The sequence below is a fragment of the Mycoplasma sp. 4044 genome, from assembly GCF_053851695.1.
In genome coordinates, this window is record NZ_JBSQBD010000001.1 from 370,967 (window position 1) to 394,780 (window position 23,814).

The 23,814-nt window shown below is 29.9% G+C and carries 14 protein-coding genes; 9 read left to right on the forward strand and 5 right to left on the reverse strand.

Annotated elements, in window-relative coordinates:
• The first annotated feature begins 87 nt into the window (after positions 1 to 87).
• The 5 genes from ACWXVN_RS01670 to ACWXVN_RS01690 all read left to right on the forward strand — a co-directional run bounded on the left by ACWXVN_RS01670 (position 88) and on the right by ACWXVN_RS01690 (position 13,680).
• Positions 88 to 8,307, forward strand: a complete 8,220-nt coding sequence (locus ACWXVN_RS01670) for an ABC transporter permease (protein ID WP_455978904.1) — start codon at positions 88 to 90, stop codon at positions 8,305 to 8,307.
• Positions 8,307 to 9,131 carry an ABC transporter ATP-binding protein gene (locus ACWXVN_RS01675; RefSeq protein ID WP_455978905.1) on the forward strand — a complete coding sequence of 275 codons (825 nt, stop codon included), beginning with the start codon at positions 8,307 to 8,309 and terminating at the stop codon, positions 9,129 to 9,131. The genes ACWXVN_RS01670 and ACWXVN_RS01675 overlap by 1 nt, the downstream gene beginning before the upstream one ends.
• Before the next feature lie 150 nt (positions 9,132 to 9,281).
• Complete coding sequence (locus tag ACWXVN_RS01680) at positions 9,282 to 11,558, forward strand: DUF262 domain-containing protein (protein WP_455978906.1); 2,277 nt, start codon at positions 9,282 to 9,284, stop codon at positions 11,556 to 11,558.
• Between the two features lie 56 nt (positions 11,559 to 11,614).
• Positions 11,615 to 13,366: a DUF262 domain-containing protein gene (locus ACWXVN_RS01685; RefSeq protein ID WP_455978907.1), complete on the forward strand. Its 1,752-nt coding sequence runs from the start codon at positions 11,615 to 11,617 to the stop codon at positions 13,364 to 13,366.
• A gap of 59 nt (positions 13,367 to 13,425) precedes the next feature.
• Positions 13,426 to 13,680, forward strand: coding sequence for a hypothetical protein (locus tag ACWXVN_RS01690; protein WP_455978908.1), 255 nt, complete (start codon positions 13,426 to 13,428; stop codon positions 13,678 to 13,680).
• A 72-nt stretch (positions 13,681 to 13,752) separates the two neighbouring features.
• Here the strand turns inward: ACWXVN_RS01690 and ACWXVN_RS01695 are convergent, their stop codons facing one another.
• Both ACWXVN_RS01695 and ACWXVN_RS01700 read right to left on the reverse strand, forming a co-directional pair.
• A complete protein-coding gene (locus ACWXVN_RS01695; RefSeq protein WP_455978909.1) occupies positions 13,753 to 14,775 on the reverse strand; it encodes a hypothetical protein in 1,023 nt (340 codons plus the stop codon).
• Between the two features lie 8 nt (positions 14,776 to 14,783).
• Complete coding sequence (locus ACWXVN_RS01700; protein WP_455978910.1) at positions 14,784 to 16,454, reverse strand: MAG3240 family lipoprotein; 1,671 nt, start codon at positions 16,452 to 16,454, stop codon at positions 14,784 to 14,786.
• 127 nt (positions 16,455 to 16,581) lie between these two features.
• On the opposite strand from ACWXVN_RS01700, the gene ACWXVN_RS01705 reads away from it, so the two are divergent.
• Positions 16,582 to 17,592: a ZIP family metal transporter gene (locus tag ACWXVN_RS01705; protein WP_438341435.1), complete on the forward strand. Its 1,011-nt coding sequence runs from the start codon at positions 16,582 to 16,584 to the stop codon at positions 17,590 to 17,592.
• Between the two features lie 2 nt (positions 17,593 to 17,594).
• The gene (locus ACWXVN_RS01710; RefSeq protein WP_438341434.1) at positions 17,595 to 18,362 is read left to right on the forward strand and encodes a hypothetical protein; all 768 of its coding nucleotides are present in this window, start codon (positions 17,595 to 17,597) and stop codon (positions 18,360 to 18,362) included.
• Between the two features lie 17 nt (positions 18,363 to 18,379).
• Here the strand turns inward: ACWXVN_RS01710 and uvrB are convergent, their stop codons facing one another.
• On the reverse strand, positions 18,380 to 20,377 hold the full coding sequence (gene uvrB / locus ACWXVN_RS01715; RefSeq protein ID WP_455978911.1) for an excinuclease ABC subunit UvrB: 1,998 nt from the start codon (positions 20,375 to 20,377) through the stop codon (positions 18,380 to 18,382).
• Positions 20,378 to 20,435: 58 nt separating this feature from the next.
• On the opposite strand from uvrB, the gene ACWXVN_RS01720 reads away from it, so the two are divergent.
• Positions 20,436 to 21,254 (forward strand): leucine-rich repeat protein, encoded by an 819-nt coding sequence (locus ACWXVN_RS01720; protein WP_438341432.1) that lies wholly within the window; start codon positions 20,436 to 20,438, stop codon positions 21,252 to 21,254.
• Between the two features lie 40 nt (positions 21,255 to 21,294).
• On the opposite strand, the gene ACWXVN_RS01725 is transcribed toward ACWXVN_RS01720, so the two are convergent.
• A complete protein-coding gene (locus ACWXVN_RS01725) occupies positions 21,295 to 21,603 on the reverse strand; it encodes a hypothetical protein (protein ID WP_455967699.1) in 309 nt (102 codons plus the stop codon).
• 77 nt (positions 21,604 to 21,680) lie between these two features.
• The gene (locus ACWXVN_RS01730; protein WP_455978912.1) at positions 21,681 to 23,216 is read right to left on the reverse strand and encodes an MATE family efflux transporter; all 1,536 of its coding nucleotides are present in this window, start codon (positions 23,214 to 23,216) and stop codon (positions 21,681 to 21,683) included.
• A 94-nt stretch (positions 23,217 to 23,310) separates the two neighbouring features.
• Here ACWXVN_RS01730 and ACWXVN_RS01735 point away from each other — a divergent pair, with 94 nt between their 5' ends.
• Positions 23,311 to 23,760, forward strand: coding sequence for a hypothetical protein (locus ACWXVN_RS01735; protein WP_455978913.1), 450 nt, complete (start codon positions 23,311 to 23,313; stop codon positions 23,758 to 23,760).
• Positions 23,761 to 23,814: the final 54 nt, after the last annotated feature.

Here is a 23,814-nt window from a genome sequence, read left to right on the forward strand (position 1 = left end):
GTTTCAAAAAACTCTATTTTTTTGCATTTTTTTGAATTTTGCTAAAATATTATTATTTATTAATAATAAACACCAAAAGAGGTAGACATGATTCGTTTGTTAAAAGAGGTTTTTAAATCACTTTCTAAGAACAAGATTACAGTCATAGGTTTGACAATTCTAATGTTTATAACTTGTGGAATTTTTACACTTCTATTTGACGTTAAAAAAAGTTATACAACTACTCTTAAAAATTTCTCACAAGTTTCTAGACAGCAAGATTTAACTGTTGACTTAGACGTTAACCCTTCAGGAACTGCTCCTAATGAAGGATATAGTCAAGTTGATGATAATGGTAATACAACCACTCAACCAGATATATATGTTCCTGAAGAAAATACAAGCTTCAATTCAGTTGAACGTAATTTAAACATCCCGACTGAATATATGAACTACTTACCACTTGAAAAATTAACTAAAAACTCAAATGATAAAGGTTCATATGTTGATACCGAAAGCTTTCAAACCTGGTTTTGAAATTCTTTAAGGGGTAACGGAAATGTGGTTTTTGATTTTGAAAACAACAAAATCAAATTTTTAGATAACGAAGTTGCTAACTTATACAAAGTTGTTGATAACGAATATGTCTTGCAAAAAAGCAAAACAACAATTGATAAAAATACTCAATTCAAATTCATTAAACCTTTTAAATTAAGTGATATTGCCAGAGTAATAAACACTTCCGGTGACGACTATGTTAAAAAAGACGACTATCTAGTTAACCCTGGTGATTTATTTATTAATCCTTTTACACAAGAAGCTACTTTCGATATATCACAATATCAAACTTGAGACTTGACTGAAAATGTGCTAGTTATTAGTGGAAGCAATGTTTTAAAATCATTAGGTTTTGTTGAAAATAATGGTCGCTGATACTTTACTAGTAGTGCAAAAGATTTAAGTTTTAAAAATAAAGATGATGTAACAAAAAGAGATATTAATCCTAACGCTGTGTTAAATGATACTTTCAGCTTAACAAATTATTTTTTAGACAATAATTTAACAATTTTAGAATTCAACAAAAATGCAACGAAAACTTTTTCAAGTAATGATGAATATACAATTCCAACAGATTGAGTTCAAACAGTTGAAAAGAAGACTGAATTTATTCGTCGTAATTACAAGCTAAATTGAGACTACAACGAGCAAGAATCAAAATCAAATTGAACCGGAACATATTTAACTTACATAAGCCAAATTTACAATCAAAATAACAAACAGCTTCCTAAAGATATTAAAGAATTTAGCTATTGAGTAAAAAATATTAGTACGAGAAGATCAATAGGTAGCAATCCTTTTGGTTCTTGAAACTCAGTTTTAGAAAACATTTCGCCAGAAGATACTACTATCAAACTTGCAACGAAAAATAATCAACCTACTTCTCTAACGAAAGACACAATCCGCGAAATAGAAGGCTATGATGATAACTGGACCACACTTGCTAAAAATCAGTGATTTAAGAATATTTCAGACACATCTATTTTGCAGCAAAAAAGAAACAACATAAGTTCAGGAGCAAGCAAAATTGCTCAAAACAGCATTATTGATGAGGTTATTTCTAAGGCAGGCCTAGAAAATGTTGGATTAAGAAAAACTATCACTGTCGATAATATTAATGATGAAGAAAATACAAAGACAGTTTTCCACTTTATTAATACCGGTGATCGTAACATGGTTGTGGATGGAGTTAAACAAAATGTTGGAAAAATGTTTAATGAACAATCAAATCCTTCAATTTTAAACTCATCAATTAATCCTCAAAATTTAGATGAATACTTATTGGTAAAAGATGAATCTAAAAAAGATAGAATTTACAAATTACCTTCAATTTATGCATCTTCAATCATCACATACATTTATCGTGGATATACTCCAGATCCCGCTTATTTAGACGTTAATGTGTTGTTTGAAAATTACACTGACTACTATCCAGAAACTAAAATTCCTTATCAAAGAGCAGCAAAGATAGTAACACTGACTTCGGAAAAAACAAACACTATTAATGTGCAATATGGAATTACAAAAGCACCTTCAAAAAGTGGTGCAACAAAATACATTATTCTGGAACTAAAAAATGTAAATGGTCAAGAGATTTGACAAAAAGCACTATTTTCAAACCAGTCTTCTGAATTAACCATTGAACAGTTAAGTGATTTTTTAATTAAGAACAATTTAACAATTAATGCAAAAATTGGTGACAATGGTTGAGCAAAAATTGACAGTGTTTATAAAAACTCAACATCTTTACCGTTACTAGTTGGGTCAGTTGACTCAAACGCTGTTGAAGATATTACTCAAAATAACTCAATTGGAGTTTTAATTAAACAAATTAAAGATGCTGTTTTATCTACTCAGTTATCAAAAATAATTACTGAGAATCAACTAGATAGAATTCTTTACTCAGGACAACTAGCTGTAGAAAAAAATAAATTTCACAACCTTCTTGCCACAGGGAAAACTAACGACCAAATTGTGCAACTTGTTATTTTTGACTGACTATATAATTTAACTCAGCCACTGAATATTGATGGTGTGACTGTTGCAAATACTAATGGAAATGCCTTCATTTATTCAATCTTTAACAATATTATTAATTACATTCGTTCTGAGTATCAAAAACAAGCCACGGACGAACAGAAAAGACAATATTTGAGTGACCAATTGAACTCAATTGAGTCTTTAATCAGTAATTTTACTGGTGCAACTAACGGATTGTTAGGTAACATTATTCCGAACTTTAGACTTGGAGACTTGACTTGATACATTAAAGATTTTGAAGCACTGTTAAGTAGCGTTAGTCAATTGATTAGCTCACTAGACTTTATTAAGTTTTCAACCTTAGTTCACAATTGATATCAACAACATCCATACAAAATTTATTCAAACCCTAATTCTGAATACTGAATCCTTTCAAATGAAGAAAAATTAAACTTCTTGCTACAAAGTTTTGATGAATTAAAGCTAAAAACAGCACTGAAATCTTTGGTTTCACAGATAAATTTCAACGCATTGTTAAATCCGTCACAACCACATAGTATTTATCAACTAATTGTCAAAAGTTATGTAGATGCAGACAAAGAATTGAGTACCGCAAACAGAAACTCGATTAAAACACTGTTTGAAAAATTTAATGCTTACAAAGACGGCTCAAAAGAACCTTATAGCAATGTTGCTGAAGGTTTAAACGAATTAATTGATTTATTTTCACTGAAAAACCTAACTCAATCATTCAATTATTTCTTAGCAAAAAACCTACACAAAATTGAATTGGTAATTGGTTCAATCAGTTTCAAAAATAATTACACAAGAACGATTAAACAAAACGAGTTTTTAGCCTCTGTCATTGCTTCAATTAGTCAAGTGTCAGAACAGTCAAATACTAAATCAGTCAATAAATTCAAACAATTTAAAGAAGCGCTAACAACAATTTTCAACTTATCAAGCGCAACCTACAAACCTATTGACTTAATCGGTTTACAGCTTCCTGCCGAAGATAAAAATAAAATATCAATTACTGATGTAGGACTATTTAGTCTATTAGCTTTTGCCAAAAAAGATTCAAAAACTAGTTATGTTGACAATTCTATAGGTGCTTATGATTTAGACAAAATGTCAGCATTAAGAAATAAAATCGCGCAAGGAAATAGTGACTTAACAATCGAAGAAACTAATTTCTTGTCTTCAGTCGTACAAGTTTCAAGTGCCGATTTTAATGATTTAGCTAAAGTAGTAGTTAAACTTGATAACTATATTAATCTTGTTAAAAAACTAAAATTACAAAACTACGGCTTAGCAAGCAATCAAGTTAATTTAACATTTAAAGATGACGTAACCAAACAAGTTAAATCTTTTGGAGACTTAGCTTATCGTTCAGCTTTATTAAACCCACAAGATCCAGTCTATGACGGTTACTTTAAGCTTCTTTACAACAACATTAGTCCGCTTTTAAAACAATTTATGGCTAGTGACACAAACGGAACAATCAATCAGGAATTAGTACTGTTTTCACCATGAATTAGTTTGGCCTACCAATTAAGAAATTCAAGATCTGAAATTTCATTAACTGATGTACAAAAAATTCTTTTAAACTTATTTGAATTTGCACAAAGCCAGGACGTAAAAAATATAGTTCTAAACTATGGTGCGGTTGCTAACCCTATTCCTTCATTTGGTTCAATATTAGGAGCGGATGAAAACAATAATGCAACTAAACTAAAAATCAGCTATGGATTAAGTGACAATCTTGCCACAACTCAACAAGTAATTAATGCAAACATAATTGATAAATTTATTGCACAATTACCAGTTAATTTGCAAACTAATAATCAAATTATCAAACAAGTATTAAGTGATAACATTTATCAACTAGTTCAACAATTTAGCTTGATTAATTCTGCAACTATTTTCCCTACATTCTTTGTTCAAAGTCAAAAAGAGTTTCTAAATAGTTTTATAAAATCAAATGCTTCTACATTAGAACCTTTAGTTGTTAGCGATTATGAATTAGACATTCTTTATCGCGATATGTTAGCTGCTACAAAATTATCAAAAACAGTAAGCATTTTTGGTCTAAACAGTGCAATTTTAAACCCTTACATTGCTCTAAGTTTTCCACAAATTTTACTATGATCAGCTATTACTGAAAAAACTAATGTTGGAAATCTAAAATACATCTTGGATAATTTACCAAACACAATTGAAACAATGAGTCTTGATCAACTTGCTAAGATGCTTGAACCTTTATACTTTGCTCCGATTGATAAAAATGCCGGAACAAATGAATCTGAAGGAGATAAAAACATTGAACTTGACGTTTCATACTTAAACTGAATAAGCGCCAAAATCAGTAGTTTTAATAACAATAATCCAGTTATTTTTGGCCTTAATATTAATGACATTTTCCGTCATGTTTTCTACTCAGCCACAGGAAATATTGTTATTAATAACTTAATTGTTTACTCAGATTCTGCTTCATATTTAGCAAAAGTTAACAATGCTTTCTTAACAAAAAATAACAAGGAAGTATACAAAGGCGATCTAAGTAAATACTTATCTAATCCATTTTTAATGGCTCAGTTTGTCTCACAACTAGATCCAAAATACAAGATTGTAATTAACTCGCTTGAATACGTAATTATTGGTGATGATATTTCTGCTGACTACTTGTACCCAGTAATTAACGAAGAAAACTTACAAGTCGACACTAAGAAGCAAGCTCTAGTTTATGTTAATGAAAATGGATTTGACCGGGTAGTTAGTGCCTATCCTACATTTGCTATTAAAAAATATTTACTAGTTGATACAAATGGTGATAAGAAAAAAGCGGCTACTCTAAAATCAGAATTCAATAATTTCATTCGTTCTATTTCAACAAATATTTCTGACAAATCATACTTAGCAGAAGAGCTAGATCCTTTAAACCCTGAACGTAGTATAAGAATTAAATTGATTAATTCAATCATTACTGCTATAGGTGCTGTGCAAACGTTCTCTATTATGATTTTGATCATATTAGTAGCAATCAGTGTTTATTTCATTATTAGACGCTATATTAATGTTAGAAACAAAGTTATTGGTATTTTAAGAAGTCAAGGATACCGCTCAAGAGAGATTGCTTTTGCCTTTTCGAGCTTCTGTTGATTGAGTACATTTATTGGTGGATTATCAGGTTACATAGTAGGTCACTTTGCTCAACCTGCAGCGTTTAGAGTATTCTCTTCATACTGAACCTTACAAACTACAATCATTGGTTTCAACTGATGAACTTTATTGGTTACAATAGCAATTCCTATCATCGCAACATCAGTACTAATCTTCTTAATTACATACTTATCAATGAGAATTAAACCGATTGAAATGATGTCTGGATTGAGTGATTTACAAATTGGTCCAATCGCTCAAAGAATTGCGGTTTCATTCAGAAAATTACCGCTTAAATCACGTTTTGTGGCAATGTTAACACTAAATAACTTCTGAAAATTATTCTCATTATTTATTTCATTTGCAATTACTGCCTTGATAACGATGTTCAGTCTTTCAAGCTTTAACGTCTTTCCTAAATCAATTAATAGAACATATCAAAACCGTAGTTACACCTACAAAATGGACTTAGAAACACCAACAACTGAAGGTGGACCTTATGCTCTATATAACAAGAATGATTTGGAAGACCTATTATACATGCCAGATGATTTGAGCGCTAGTGCTTCTTCAACTGAAAAGAATCAAAATGATTACAACTCTCCTTACTTCTTTAAACCTGGATACACATTTAACACTGACGTTGTAAACAAACCTTTTGCTCCTTCAGTGCTGACTAAATCAAGTTTAGACATTGCTTTAGACACTTCAGTAGAATTATCACCTTGAGACATTGTTTATGCTTCATTGCCAGAAACTCAAAAAGCAAGAGTTGTACAAATCTTTAAAAAAGCTTCAAGTGATATGATGCTGACTCAATTTATTTGAAATGCAAACACTAAGAAGAGAATAACTGATGTTGATGAATTCTATAAAACATATGATATGTATGGTGAAAACGGAATTTACGCAACTGCTACAGAAAATAATAATGCGCCAAAAGTTTCTTGATTCTTGTATCAAAGAACAAACCAAGATTTATCTTCAAACTCAAATGAAATTGGTAAATTCGTCTTCATTGAATATGACAAAGAAATAGAAACTTACAAAAAGGCAATTATTATCAAAACGGACAAGGTTAGAGTTTTATACCGTGACTTTTTACTAAATGCAAGCAGAAATGGTAAATATACCGACTTCTTTATGTCGTTTGGCGGAGTATTATGAAACGATAATACTAATGAAAAATACTCTTACGCTAAAACAATATTTAGAAATCAAAACATCAATGTATATGGATACAAAGATGATTCTAAATTCGTTACTTTAGAAAATCAAAAAGGTAAAAATCTTTTATCACTAATTAATACTGATTTTGATTTCAACGTAAGTGATGAAGAATTCAGCAAAAATACTCTACCAATCATCATTAACAACTTATCTGCAAATAAATACAACTTGAGTATAGGTTCAGTCATTGAAATGCAAGTTACAAACAATATTAATCGTTTTGTCAGTCAAATAGTGCATTCTCCAGTTGTAACTAAATATCATTTCAGAGTAGTAGGAATTAACAACACTTACATCAACAATGAATTCATTACATCGAAAAAAATTGTTGACAAAATTACTGGTTTAGACAAATTAAGTACTGCTTTCCAAAATGCTAGAATGAGTGAATTAAATGCTCTTGAGGCTCGTGCTAGTGATGAACAAACTAAACAAAATTACAGAAAATGATATACGGATCATTATGAAGCATTCAACGGTATTTTGTCAAGTGATCCTATGCCATATCAAACAACATCTTCATTAACTACTTATTCTTCAAGTGGTTATTGGGGAGCAATACAGACTTATAATGCCAATACAGCTGGTGATAAGTCAGTTACTTCATTCTTCAAAAAACTGTTTGTTGGATATCAAAATGCAGACGGACAAACTACAATAAAACCTATGTTTCAAGCAACTATTGAGTCATACAATGCAATCAATAATGCAAATGAAGATTGACAACAATTGCTTGCTCAGTTCTTGAATGTTGATGTAAAAGAAGTAAAAGACATAAACTATAACGGAAAAAACAACTACCATACTTGGGGAGATGAAACCTTAGAATCAAAACCTATTGCTAACCCTGCCTTCCGTAAGAATATGATTGATGCAATCAACAAGTTCTATGCCGCTGAAAATTCAATCTATGGAAAAGACATTCTATATGCAGCTTCAAATAATGTAAACTCAAAAGACATTGAGGCAGGATTTATCGAAGAGATTTCAAAAACTATAACAAGTATCACTGTTGCCTTTGTTGTTATAAGTTTCATTGTGTCAATAGTTATCTTGATTATGATTACTAACTCAATGGTTTCAGCAAACGAAAGAAACATTGCAACATTTTCAATCTTAGGTTATACATCAAAAGAAAAAATTTATCTTTTCTTCTTCAATTACATACCTGTTATCTTGATTGCTTCACTATTAATGATTCCAGTCACACTGGCCTTAATCGCTGGTTTCCAGGTCTTCTTGATTGCCACGAGTCAAATGGTATTGCCATTGACACTTTACTACTCAACTATTCTCTTAAGTATTATTCTTGCACTGGTTGTTTTTGCAGTTACATCAATCTTTGCTTGAATTGGATTAAACAAAATTAAACCTATTTATCTATTGAAAGGAAAATAATGTTTGGGCACAAAAGTAAGAAAAATAAAACTGATAACGAAAATCAAGTCTCAAAACAAGAATTACGCAAAATTATCAAAGCTAACAATACGCCACGTTCAAAAGATAAGTTTAAAGACGAAAAAAACACTGGTGATAACATTGTTGAAGTAAGAAATGTGCGTAAATCATATGTGTCAGGAACAAACGTTACAGAAGTCTTAAAAGGTGTAAGTTTCGAAATTAAAAGGGGAGAAATTACAGTTCTTTTTGGTAAATCAGGTTCTGGGAAAAGTACCTTACTTAATTTAATAAGTGCTTTAGATAGACCGACAGAAGGACAAATAATTGTTAATAATGTAACTCTTCCTTATCTTTCTGATGCTAAACAGACTTTATTTCGTCGTAAAAACATTTCGTTCATTTTCCAAGACTATAACTTATTACAAAATTTAAATTCATACGATAACGTTGAAACAGGAGCTCATTTACAAACTGATAAAAGCAAAAGAATGGATATCAAACAATTATTTGTAGATTTCGATCTAGAAAATTGTATGTACAAATATCCTTCGCAAATGTCGGGAGGACAACAACAACGGGTATCAATTCTTAGAGCTTTAGCAAAAAACTCAGAAATAATAGTAGCCGATGAACCTACAGGAGCTTTGGATGAAAAAACTTCTTTGGTTGTCCAAGGTATTTTAACCAACATCAATAAAAAATATAATTCAACCATAATTATTGTTAGTCACGACCCGGATATAGCAAAAATGGCTCACAAAGTTATTTATTTAGAAAACGGTTTAATTAAAAAAATTGACATTAAAAACCCAGGAGAATAGTCAGAAGCTAAGGTATATTAATACCTTAGTTTTTCTTTATTTTTTCAGTAAAAACGAGTGGGATTTGTTGTACTTTTCGAGTAAAAAATACTAAAAAAGCACTCGAAACGAGTACTTTTTATGAAATGTTAAACCTGCTATAATATCAGTATGATCGATAGTTATAACGCAAATGAAACAGTAATTATACTTCAGACTCTTGGACAAATTCTTTATCCTAAAGAAATAAAAGGCTTTGAAAGATTTATAATCCCACGTTATCAAAGAAGATATTGTTGAACTAAGACGCAGTGAGAATCCTTAATTCTAGACATATTTAATAATAAAAATTTATTTTTAGGAATTTTAATATTTCAAAAAATATTTAAAGAAAAAACTTTCGAACTGAGTTATGTTTTAATCGACGGTCAGCAAAGAATAACAACATTATGATTATTGTGGCAAGCTCTTTTGAGATACGAACCAAAGCAACCAAAAAGCGAAAACCGGATAAAAATTGACAAAAGCACGCTTGAATCAAGAAAAGTTCGTTCAATAGATTTTGTTAGTAAGTTGGACTCAGTTTTATTCGAGAAACTAGAAGAATTATTTGATGAACAAGAAAGTAAACAAAATATCAAAAAAACAGAAGAAAACCTTTTTTACAAAAATTTCGTTAGCTTAAAAACATACTTAAGTGATTTTTTGGATACTCAAGAGAAATTTGATCTTTTTGTTGATAATTTACTTAATGCAAAATTTGCTACATGATCAGTTGGTGATGAAGAAGATGTGCACAAAATTTATTCAACTATCAACACAAGTGGAGTGAAATTAAAATCAATTGATTTGGTCAAAAATTTTCTTGTGACATTAATTAAAGACCTTGAAAAAGCAGATAGTTTATTCTTGGATTACTGACCTTGTTGAGAAGAACAAAAAATAGATTTGACTAAAGTTATAAGAACTTTTGTTTCGTACAAAAAACAAAGCGTAATTAATGAGTCAGAAATTTACAAAAATTTTAAAGACTGAGCAAATGATGTTGTTGGAAATGAACCTTCAAATGCAGAAAAAGTTTGAAATGAAGTAGATCGTTTTCACAAAAAAATGATGAATCTTTACTCGAATAGTTTAAGTAACGATAAGCTCATTAAAGAAGAACTTGATACTTATTTAAAATTACCCGGAACAAGTGCTGATAGTTTTCTTATTGAGCTTTTAGGTTCAAAAGTTGAAAATAAAAATCGGTCTTCAGAAATAAATATTATTAAGTGAACTAATTCATTTATAGCAAGGGCAATAATTAAAAACATTAGTATTTCAGTTATCAATTGAGCTTTTGTAAGCCTATATCAAAAGGTAGAGAACCACAACAAGCAAAATAATTTCCCAACATTTTATGATGCTTTTAAAGATTATTTGAAATTACACCCATTTGAAAACGTACAACTTGCTAGTGATGAAGAAATAAGAACAAGTTTTAGAGATGATAATTTTTACTCAAGAGACATAAAAAAGAGCTTGGTAAAATCATTTCTTTATTTATGAGAAAAAGCTAAATCAAAAGAAATTGCAGAGCTTTCAAGCAATTTATCAATTGAGCATATAGCACCACAAAATGCAAAAGGTAGCAATTGAATTGATCTTTTTGGTTCAAACGATGTGTATTCATCATATTTACACAAAATTGGAAATTTGACATTGACAGGACATAATACAGAATTAGGTAATCTAGATTTTGAGTCTAAAAAAGCTATACTTAAAAATCGAGAAAAAACTAAATTCTTGTTAATAAATGAGTACGTAATTAAGTGTGACACTTGATCAAAAGATCAAATTAATGAAAGGTCGCAAATAATGGCAACTAAATTCATTGAAATGTTTCCATATCAAAACATTGGTTTCTCAGCCCAGAACGAAAACATTCCAGAATATAAAAACTTGTTATCAAATGATGATGTGAATACACAAAGTAAAGACATTTTCCTAAATTCAATTACTGCTGATAGCAGTGTTTTGAATGAAAGCAATAACATCGATAAAACGCATATTTACATTAGATTTAATGATGTGCCTAAAAAAGGTTCTTTCACAAAAATAACATATTCTCAAATTGCCTTCAATGATTCTAAAATTTGAAGAGATGATAGACAATACTCTAGCACTCGTACTTTTTACAAAGACATAGTCAAAAAAATATATGAAAATTACCCAGAAACCTTACACAAATTAGCGGAAAAAAGTACAACACGGAGATACAGGAACACTCGCAATTTACATGAGTTTAAACATAATAGATATTATCGTTTGAGTGATGATTTCATTGTCGATCAAGACTTAAGGCAAATTGATCAACTCCATGTTATTAGTGACATCTTGAAAGCATGCGGTGCAGATCTTGTTAATTCTTATGTAAAAGTAGAAACTAAAGATAAAGGTGAGTAAAGCTCACTTTTATTTTGCACAAATTTGACAACGTTGAGTATTGCTATAATTTAGATATGAGTAAAAATAAGAATTTAAATACATTCAAACGCTCAGTCAAAGATATGCTAGATAAAGAAAATAAGCTAGAACTTGTAATTCCTAGCTATCAAAGAGACTATTGTTGAAATAAAAAGAATTGTCGACAATTAGTTATTGATATAAAAACAAATAGAAATCTTTTCATTGGTATCACTATTGAGCAAAGCATGTCCGTTTATGATAGAGTATCGCAAAAAATAATAATTGACGGACAGCAAAGAATCATTACTTTATTTCTTATTTTTTTGGCACTCAAAAAGATAAGCAAATCATATAACTGCGACATCAGTGGTCTTGAGTGGTATAAAGAAATAAAGTTTGATAACTATTTAGAAACTCCTAAACTCGCAAGCTGTGACAAAAAGACTCAGTCTGGTAACTATAATCAGTTTGCTCAAAATTATGAGAGTATTCTCTTTCTCTTGAAAAACTCGATATCAAGCAAAAAAGAATTTGAAGAATTTTTAGATAACTTTTTCAATGTTTATTTCATTGTTTTAAATGTAGATGATATTGACCAAGTACACAGAATTTATGAAACCATCAATACCCGTGGAGTTAATTTAACAAACGTTGATTTAATTAAAAATTATCTTTTCATGAATAAGAGTTATGACGATGAAAAATTCAGAAAATATTGATTAGAGTGAACTAAATGCCCAGTTGGAATTGATAAATTATTAAAAAACTTTTTAACTTATGTCGACGACAGAATTTATTCCGAACATGAAGTATATGAAGCGTTTCAAAAATGAAATGCCAGAACATATGAAAAAACGAGAAGCATTGATTCTGTTTTGCAACAAATTAGTGAATTTCAAGATTCATATCAAGATTTGATTGATCAACAAAGAATAAACTCAAAAGAAATTAGACAAAAAATTGAGATGTATAAAACACTGCCAGGAAGTTATGCAGATGTTTTCATTCTAAAAATATTAAAACAACATAACTTACATCCTGAAGCATTACCAGAAAATGAAGTAATTGATATCTTAAATTGAACCATATCAATAATAGCAAGAAATATCTTGATAAAAACAAGCGCTTCAAAGATTAGAATTTCTTTTGCCAGTTTATTTAAAAAGATTGAAAACACTAAAAATTTACACTCAGATTTGAACTTTTTCCAAACATTATTAAAAGAAACAAATGATATTAGTTTTTCACTTTCAATGCCATCAAATGACAAAATACAAGTGATTTTTAGAGAGGAAGATTTTTATAATAATCAATCATTAAAAAAATGAGCTAGAGGATTTTTATTCTTTTTAGAAAATAGAAACAAAAAGGAAAAAATTGAGGATTCAGACAAAATTTGAATTGAACACATAATGCCCCAAAGACTATCAAAAGCATGAATTAAATCGTTATCAGAAAGTGACGTGAAGAATCACAATTTTATAATGGATAGAATTGGAAATCTTACCTTGACTGGTTACAATCAACAAATGAGCAATAAGCCTTTTCAAGAAAAACAAGTTATTTTAAGAGATAAGAACCTATCGAAGTTTTACACCATACATGAATCTGTTATAAACGCTAAGGAATGAAATAGTAGCATGATTGAGAAGAGATGCTTATGACTTTATGACAATTTCATTGGCATTTTTGAATATATAACAATTACAAATTTATTAGTGCAAAATGAAGAACAACAAAAAGAAATCACTTTTACACTTAAAAAACCTATTGATTGTAGCAGAAAAAAACTATTTCGTATCTAATTCCTTTATCAAATAATCGAGTATTGAAAAGTAATGAGTTTACTAAAAATTGAACAAAATTGTTTGAATTCTTAGCTAAGGAACTATATAATTTGTATCCAAATGAATTGGAAACATTTGCAGCCGATGTTGATGTAAAGAATTTCGCAAACCAAACAAATGCAACTTATGCAGCGGGAACTAAGTGACATAAAATAAGTGATAAGTTTTGAATTAATACACATTCTGACACAAACAATAAAATAATAAGACTTTCAAATCTTTTAAATGTTTGTGGAGTTGACTTGGACAAATGCATTATAAAAGTCAAGTAGTGGCTTTGTACAACAACTGAATATAAGTTTCTTGATAAAAAACAAAAAACTCAGTCCTTGGACTGAGTAATTTTATATTTTTGCCAAAAGTTCATTAATTTTTTGTCAGTGGTTTGAGTTTAAAAAATCATTCTTGATGTTTTGAACATCTTTTTGAAAGTCTTCGTGTGAAACGTTGTTAATGTCATTGATTTTAGATTCTAGGTCCTGAAGTTGAGCTTCAATTGTTTGAACTTTTACTAGTACTTCTTTATGTTCGCCCAGTTTGTTTTTTACTTCTTCTAACAGCGAATTAATATCTAACTTCATTTTTGCAATAACGTTATCTTTTGCTATGTCATTTTTAAATCTTGCTATTCAGTAAATATTTTCAATACTTAAGTTTACATAAGCGTGTGTATGGAATTTGTTTATATTTGATGAGTTATTTACAAAATTATCTAAATCTCCAAGAGTATTAAGTTTATTTGCATCAAATATATTAGTTTCTACGTATTCATTTATTCGTTTTAGAGATTCTTCGCTTGATGAGTATCCACTTGTATCTTGTTTGTTTTGTTGTGCTGTAAATAAAAGCTTTAGATTCAATAGTGCTTGTGATAATTCATTGTTTTGCTTAAACGAACTTTGATTAATAAGTAAGCTATTTATTTTATCTTCAGTCAATACTAGCGTGCTTTGAGATTCTTGATTTACGTAGTACATTTTTGAAAACATTTCACTTGATTTAATTTCAGCAAGTTTTGTACCATTATCAGAAAGATTAACTCTTAGAAAATATTTTCTTTTAACATTGTCTGCTTTTTGAATTAAATCTGAATCGGAACCTTTTACAGTCAATTGGAGATCATCAATGCTTCTACTTAACGAATCGAATGAGTCTACAAACTTTTGTGTAAGAGTGCGATATTTTGTATTTATTTGACTGATTTTTGTTAAATCTTCACTCAACAAGCGATAATTTTCAGTCAATTGATTTACTATTTCTGTTTTATCTTCCTTTGAATTTTCATTGTCACAACTCATTGCTAAAACAGGTATAAATGCAGCAAGGGGAACTAAAGAAAATAGTGTTAAAAATTTCTTTATTTTCATCTTAACTCCTAATTAATTTCTTTTTCTAAAAGGACGATTCCATTTTTATCAACAAATTGAACTACTAGTTTATAGTCTCTATTGTTTTCTTCAAAACTCTTAACTTTTAAATGATTTACTCCAGTATGAATGTCACCTTTTTGAGTTCCTATTGCATACTGTAAAGAGATTATGTTTAGTCAAGTTTCGACAATTTTAGTTTCATCATCTCAACTTAAGTCATTTATGTTTTGTTTCATTGTGTGCGCTTGTTGTACGCTATAGATTGCGATAGCCTTAAATAAAGAGCTATTTGCAAAATCCACAACACTTATTCCTTCAAAGTCAGGAACTTTAGCGATATTTTGCAAATCATATTCATACAAGTCTGTGCTATCCACAAGCTTAAGATCTGGGGTGTATTGTTTTAACTCTTGAAGAGTTTTTAGATTTTTGATTAAACCTTTCATTTTGTGACCATGATCGTCAAATGCACTGCTTAATCATCAATAATAAACTTTTGAACCATCTAATTTTGTTACTTCGATTTTAATTTTAAGAATTTGGTCAGTGTTATAGTAACTTGTCAATTCACTAGAAACAAAGCGATAAGATTTATCTTCATTTTTTTTGTATTCAGGAACGGGAATATTAATGAAATGATCGCCTCAATTGTTTAATCAATAATTAAATGAACGAGCACTGAAAAATTCTAGACTATCAATAGATTTTACAATGTAATTAATGTCATAAAAACCAAAAATGTTTTTGTTAAATGTTAGCAAAGGATTGACTAAATATTCATTAAATAAATTATCCATGGAATCATCTAAATCTTGTCCTACCCCAAATATTGCATCAGTTTTGTAGTCTCTAAATGTTGGAATGTAAAATACTTTTTTAGTATTTTCGTCTCTTAATATATTTTTACCATTTGTGTCGTAAACCTTTGAAATACTGAAGCTTACTAATTGATCTTCAGTGTTTTTTCAGTCAATTTCGATATCCTTAATGTCAAGATAGAAAAAATTCAAGTAAGCAAGTAAAACGGTTTTGAAAAACTGTTTTTGTAATTCTTGTTTTATTCAAGCTTGCGATCTAATTCAAGAAAACTTATAAAAGATGCCACTCATAAATTGTTTTGACAGCACGCTATTAAAATATGAATTTGAATTAAGATCACTTATGATTTTCAAAATTATTGTTTGGATATCAGCAAAAACTTCAAGATTTTCACTATTATAGTAAGTATTGTATTTGATAGGCAAAATAATTTTTAGTCATGACTCGTAATTAGTAACATTTTTTACATCTTCTTTGTTGTACTGAGTAAAAAAGTTATTAATATCCATATAGCTTGAAGGTTGTTTTTGTTTTGTTATGTATGCCTCGTTAACAACTTTTATTTCGTTACCATCGGCATCACTAATACTCTTTTTTCTTGTTTGCTGAACATTGTAAGAACGATTAAGCAACAAGTTGTCAGTTTTGTTGTCATGTAAGAAAGGTTTATAGTTGTTAAAGATCTTGACTTGTTTGTCATTGAAATTTTTCAAAAATTCTTGGCTCACAACTTTTGAGTCAAAATCTGAAGCTCTAAAATCTTGCTTCAAACCCTTAATAATTACAAAAGTTGACACACTTGCTAGAACAGTGGTGGTCAGTAAAGCGGCAATAAATCATTTTTTGGATTTTGTCATGTTATTTTTCCTATATAATTAAACAATATCTTAAATTTTACAAAATAAAAAGTACATTGGTTATAAAAAATTAGGAAATTTTCAGACTGTATTTGACAAAAAAAATATAAGGAAAGGTAAATAAAAAATGTTTTTTACACAGTCAACATTCAACAATAATTATGGTTTAACAATTTTTGTTAACCTTCTTCTTTACATTTTGATATTGCTATTAGGACCAATGATTATTTCATTTTTAGTTGGACTAGTCAAAAAAAATGTAAAAAGCTCTAAGATGATTTATTTATATGCATTTAGTGCCGGAATGTTTTTAATGATAGGGGCACTAGGATTTATGAAAGAATCATCAACAGGATTAGAAACTTGATTTCACTCGAGCGATCAAGGAAAAAGTCTAACCGGCGGCAGTTCAGCAAAAGAACAACTTTACATGGCTTTAATTATGGGGATAAGCTCATTTGTCGGTTTGGGTCTAGTAATAGGCTGAAGATTTGCTATGGTTAAATTAAGCAAAGAAGAAGTTCATAAATCACACACTGATCACAACCACTCAGATCACTTTATTTCTTTAACTGATATAGACAACCCAAGAGCAGCTTGAGTAGCAATTTTCATGCTATTGAGTCACAGAATTATCGACGGTATAGTTTTAGGATATAGCGTTTTTCAATTCACTAGTGACGACTATACCAACCCAAACATATCATTGATAGTTACTTTTAATATTCACATTTTAATTGAATCTCTAATCATTTATTACAGACAGTTGCAATATGGACAGACTCGTTGAAAAGCACTTTTATACAATTTCTACACAATGTTATTAATCATTCCAGTGATGTTTATTGGTGCTTATAGTGGTCCTTTATTTCTAAAATCTGGTTGATTATTACCAGCATTACAAACTCTAGCTGGAGCAGTAATTGTTTTTACTTCAGTCTTTGAACTAATTCCTGAATTTATTCATGCACGCAATGACAAACCCAAAGTTGTGTACCTAACATTTATTTCGTTTAGTTTAAGTATTGTTTTTTCAATCATTTTATTATCATTCCACACTCACAATGGTTCAGTGTCATTGCAAGGCGGTGATATCATTTACGAACAAGCAAAAAATCTTAAATACATAATGGTGTAAGTATGAGAAAAAGTCTTAAATTTATTTTCGGTTCGTTAGTTTTAACAGCATTTCTTGCAACACCAATGATTGTTACTTCTTGTGATAACAAAACAAATGACTTAAATGTTTCACAATTAGAAGAAGTTTTCAAAGGTTTTAAAATTGAAGTTAATAGTACCAACAATCTTTCTTTTGAAGAATTTCGTTCGTTGTTTGAAAAAACATATAAAAAAGTAAACAAAGATATTAAAAAAGTATTTAAAGATGAAGAAATTGCAAAATCAGTCAATGTAACATTGTTCAATGTTAATAAACTTTCATCAGGACACACAATAGAAATAAATCCAGTATTCAATAACAGCACAAAACAATTTAAATTAAGAGTCAAAATTATTCACACTGCTGGAGAGTATGTAGAAGGACAAAAAGACATAACACAGGTAGGTTCTTTTGTTAAAAAAGGCTTGAGTGAAGAAGAAAGAAGCCAAGCTATCCAGTCATTCAAAAATGACTCAAAAACACTGCTTTTTACACTCAAAGAAGACTCAAAATACCAAGATTTCATTGACTCAATTGATACTAAAAATGTTTTTAGTTCACTATTGAAACAAAGTGTTATTTCTTTTAAACCACAAACAAATTCATATGACAAAAATATTTACTCAACATCATACAATCTTCAAACTGATGATGAAAGCAAGACAGCAACATTGTTAGTAGAACTTAAACAAAAAGAAGGTTCAGTTGTTTTATATTCTTATTCGAAAAAGATTGAGTTCAAAAAATAGAAAGCTGCAACAGCTTTCTATTTTTCTAAATCTCCACCTAATTCTAAAATCATGTCTCTTAATTTAGCAGCTCTTTCAAAATCAAGTGCTTGTGAAGCTTCACGCATTTGCTGACGTAATTTTTCAAAAAGTTTTTCTCTTTCAGTAACAGGAACTTTTGATTTTTTCGCTTCTTGTGCCATTTGTTCAACTTCTTCAAGTAATTCTTCGTTTTCGATTGGTTCAACAATTTCTTTAATAATAGTTTTTGGAACAATGTTATGTTTTTGATTATATTTGATCTGAATTTCTCTTTTTACCTTGTTGTCTTGAATTGTTTCTTCCATTGCTTTACTCATTGTGTCAGCATAGAATATAACTCTCCCATGATCATTTCTTGCTGCCCGTCCAACGATTTGAATCAAACTTGTTGTATTACGCATGAAACCATTTTTATCTGCATCAAGTAAACAAATCAGACTGACTTCTGGTAAGTCAATTCCCTCACGTAAAAGATTAATTCCAATAACAACGTCATAAATTCCTTTACGTAGTTTCCTTAAAATTGTATTTCTTTCAAAAGTGTTAAATTCTGAGTGAATGTAAGCAGCCTTTACGCCCTTTGAAACTAAAAACTTATTCAATTCTTCAGCATTTCTCTTGGTTGTTGTAAGAATTAGAGTGCGATCATTATTTTCTTTTTGTTTCTTAAGTTCATCAAAAATATTTTCCATTTGATTTTCGGTTGGTCGTATTTCGATGATAGGATCCAGCAATCCAGTTGGGCGAATAAATTGGGTAATAACTTCACCTTCTGTCTTATCAACTTCATAATCACCTGGTGTAGCAGAAATATAAACTTTTTGGAAAGGATATTCTTCAAATTCGTGGAATTTCAAAGGTCTATTATCTAGTGCCGATGGCAAACGAAAACCATATTCAACAAGAGTTTGTTTTCTAGAACGATCTCCATTAAACATTCCGTGTAATTGTGGAAGCATAATGTGACTTTCGTCAATAAAAATAATTGCATCACTTGGTAAATAATCTAATAATGTGTATGGTTTTTGTCCCGGCTCACGTCCATCAATGTATCTTGAGTAATTTTCAATCCCACTAACATAACCGAATTCACTCAAACTATCCATGTCATTATTGATTCTTTCTTTTAGTCTTTGATACTCAAGAAGTTTACCTTGCTGTTCAAATTCTTTTAGTCTTTGCTGTAATTCTTCATTAATTTCACTGACTATTTTCTGTACTGTTTCAGGTTTAGTAGTGTAGGCTGTGGCAGGAAAAATGGTAGTAGCATGAATGTTTTTTAATACCATTCTGCTAACAGGATCAACGGTGACAATTTTTTCAATTTCATCATCAAAAAATTCTATTCTTAAATTGAATTCATCAGTTCAAGAAGGAGCGATTTCAAATGTGTCTCCTTTGAGTAAAAAATTACCCCTGTTGAGTGTTAATTGGTTTCTTGAATAACCCATTTGAACAAGTTTAACCATGAAGAAACGGCGATCAAAATTCATTCCAACTTCAATTGGCAAAAATGACTCACGATACTCACTAGGATTGAAAGCGCCATAAATTGATGCAACAGACCCAACAACAATTGTGTCTCTTCTTAAGCTTAAAGCATTAACTGTTCTGTGTCTCATTGCTTCAATTTCTTTGTTATTTTTTGAAGTTTTGTCAATAAAAATATCTCGACTTGGTATGTATGCTTCAGGACGGTAGTAATCAAAATATGAAATAAAATATTCCACCCTATTGTTTGGAAAAAATGTTTTTAATTCACTATATAACTGACTGGCTAATGTCTTATTGTGACTCAAAACTAAGCACGGACGATTAACACGAGCGATAACGTTAGCGATAGTAAAAGTTTTTCCCGATCCGGTAACCCCAAGCAATACTTGGTCTTGAACTCCATTGTTTAAATTTTCAACCAAGCGCTCAATTGCTTGCGGTTGGTCACCTGTTGGTTGATAGGCAGCAACAAGTTCAAATTTTTTATCTTCTTTTTCCATACTAACCTCCAAATTTATTAAAAATTATATAAGTTTTGTATTTGGTATAATAGTTTTTATGAAATTAACAAAGAAATTATTACTAACTTCAGTGTTATCATTGAGTGTTTTATCTTTACCAATTGTAGCTTTAAGTTGTGGGCAAACAGCGCAGGTAGTTAATGACTCTTTTGCAGTAACACAATGACAAAAATACCAAGATCAATATAATTCTTCAACTAAAACTTGAGATTTATCACAAGCCGACATTAAAGAAATTCCTAATCAAGGATTCAGTTTCATTGCTTTAGCAAATCTAACATATGGCGAAGAAAGAAAAGCAGATGGAACTATTGACAATTCTAAAGTTAAAATAGCAGTTATTGAAAATATTATCTTACCAGCTTCATTACAAAAAATTGGTGACAGAGCCTTCTATAATGTCAGTGCATTAAAAAATGTCGATTTTTCAAAAGCAACTAGTCTATCATCAATCGGTTCTAATGCATTTGAAGGAACAAGTATTGAAAATATCCAACTTCCTGAGAGCTTAACTCAAATTGGTTCAGAGGCCTTCGAGAACACAAAACTAACCACAGTAAAAATTCCATCTTCAGTAAAAATCATTGAAAATAGTACATTCTTCGGTGCTAATTTACAAAGCGTAACTCTTGATGGAGTACAAAAAATTAGAGGTTATGCATTCGGAAATAACCCAGAACTAAAAGAAGTTGTACTTCCTGAATCAGTAAATGAAATGGATATCACTGCATTTGATAATGACCACGGTCAAGAATATCAATCACCAGTGAGTTTAACAGTAAACAATGCCGAACTTAAACAAGCACTAACAACAGAATTGCAAACAAACACCAATCACAATTTCACTATTAAATAATGAGTATGAAAAAAACTTGGTTCAAACAACCAAGTTTTTCTTATTCCATTGGAATTTTGTGAGTGAAATCATCCTTTATTAGCTCGGTATAATCGCTCATATCTTCCATTTTGAAAACATTGAAGCTGATCAATGATTTCTTGAATCATTCTACATCACGAAGACGTGTAACTAATTTATGAATTTTAGCTAAAACATCAAGAGTTTTACTAAAGTAAAAACTGTTTGATAATCAATGGAAACCATATTTACGCATCAAGGCACGAATTTCTTCATACCCTTGGTGATAGTCGCCTTTGTATTCTTTAATTAGTTTTTCTTTGTCAAGGTAAAAAACAATTCCGTACATCTGTTTACCTCCAAAATAAAAGCCCGTAACGGGCACCATTTTTCATAGATTTATAAAAATATTATAACAAAGTAAGACTAGAATTGCTTAATATACTTGTGTCAGGTCTTTCTTGTTCATCGTACAGTATAGATAAAGGATCTTAATAATGGGTCGCTAATTAGGCCAACAAATACTCAAATAAAGCACTCACTAGCTGTTTTGATTGACCCTTGTCCTTTGTTGTAACCGACATTGATAATTAGATAAACTATTGATACTTGTACTGCCATCATAGTTACTATCGAAATAAGAATAGGTACTCAAATGTCACTAGCACTTCATAATGCTCTTAAGAATGTTAAATTAGCAACGTCAGCCAGGATTTTTGCAAGTGTTAGTGCTACAATAGCATATCCTAATGTTTTGATAACGTCTTTATCGACTTTGTAAAGCATGAAGAAAGGATGTGTTAGTGCTAAAAATACTATTCCAGAAATAATGGTTATATAGATACCTACCATAAATAATTGTCAGCCAAGATTGTAAGCTCTTTTTAAGTCATTTCTACCTATTTCAACTCCTATTAACACATTAGTAACAGCACCCAGAGCAGTGTTGAATGCAGAAAAGAACCCACTTAAAACGACAGTAACTCTTCACAATGCTACATATCTATCGCCTAGTTCACCATTACTAATTGCACTAGAAACTAAGAACTGACTTATAGTTCACACTCCATATTCCAAAGCAATAGGAGTACCTAATTTAAACGTGTCTCAACAGTATTTTCACTGAAATAGTTGTTTTATAGGAGTAGGGTATTTCTTCAAAATTAAAAAGTAGCAAAAAGCAAAATTGATACACAATTGAATAAAGGCACTAAGTACGTAATATGCGGATGCTCACATGATTGTGTCACCACTTTTTGGAATATATAGAACCATGTATAAAAATGCTATACCAACAAAATTACCAGTAATTGCACCAATAACAGCTATATTATTTTTCTTAATTGATTGCAGTGCGGCAGCGAAAACTTGTGCTGCTGAGTAAACAAACAGTCAATAAAGCATATTACGTAAGTATTGAGTAGCAAAAACTAACTCACTCTTGTGTAACACACTACCATTAACATCATAAATTGCTTTTGTATCTCTTGCACCCATTGCTTTTAACAATACACCAGCTAAAAAGTACATTAGAACAAAGAATATAAGTGAAATAATTAAATTGACTACTACTCCAGTTCAAATTATCTTTGGTAATTCTTCTCTTCTTTCTTGACCAATAACATTAGAACAAATTATTAATACACCACTTGTAACCAAAGAGGGAATAAAATTGATCAGGTTAAAAACGAGAATAATCTTGGCAGCAATGTAAAAATATGTCCCAGTTGTATCATTAGTGTCAGAGTGATAAATTTCTTTGTATCAATTAATACTTAAAGAAGCAACTAGTGTTGCAATCACGGTAATAAACACTTGAATAAAAATAGGGGTTGTTAATTTCATAATCATGCCGAAATCACGAGGTCAAAATAATTCTTTTAATGAACTAGTTTCAGTCTTTTTAAGAATTCATGACCTAATTTTGTTCGGTTTTTTTGTGATTTGTTCTTGATTTTGCATAATTTAAAAATTTTATAACATTTCTTAATTTTTTAAAATCCTTTTTGTTTGCTTGTGGTTTGCTTTTAGACCAAAGAATATATAATTAAGAATTATGAATAAGAAAAGAAGATTTTGTTTGCAGCTAATAGGAGTTTTGATTATTTTAAATCTTTTTTTATTGCCCGTTTTACTTCCTATAGCGCATCATCTTGATAGTGTTAATTGAGTCAAAAAATATTTCTTGAGTGCAGGACCAAATCTTGGATTAATTATAATTTTGTACTCATCTTGTGTACTGTTTTTATTAAAACACGGAAATACTTGATACCACTCAATGTTCTTTTTTGCGAGTGTTAAGAAGATTGAAATTACGTTTAAAAAGCAAATATATTTACAAAAATTTTCAGGTCTAATAATATGCCTAGCCGTATGCTTTTTGACAATCTTTTTGAATGTTAGAAATGATTGATATTGATACATAAATTTAGGTTTTACACTGGCATTTTTATCAGATTTAGTTGTTGTCAATATTGTTTCAAGAAAAGAAAAATTGATTTTTTAAGTAAATGGCTTTGCCATTTGCTTTTATATAATTACTTATGATTAATGGAGTAAA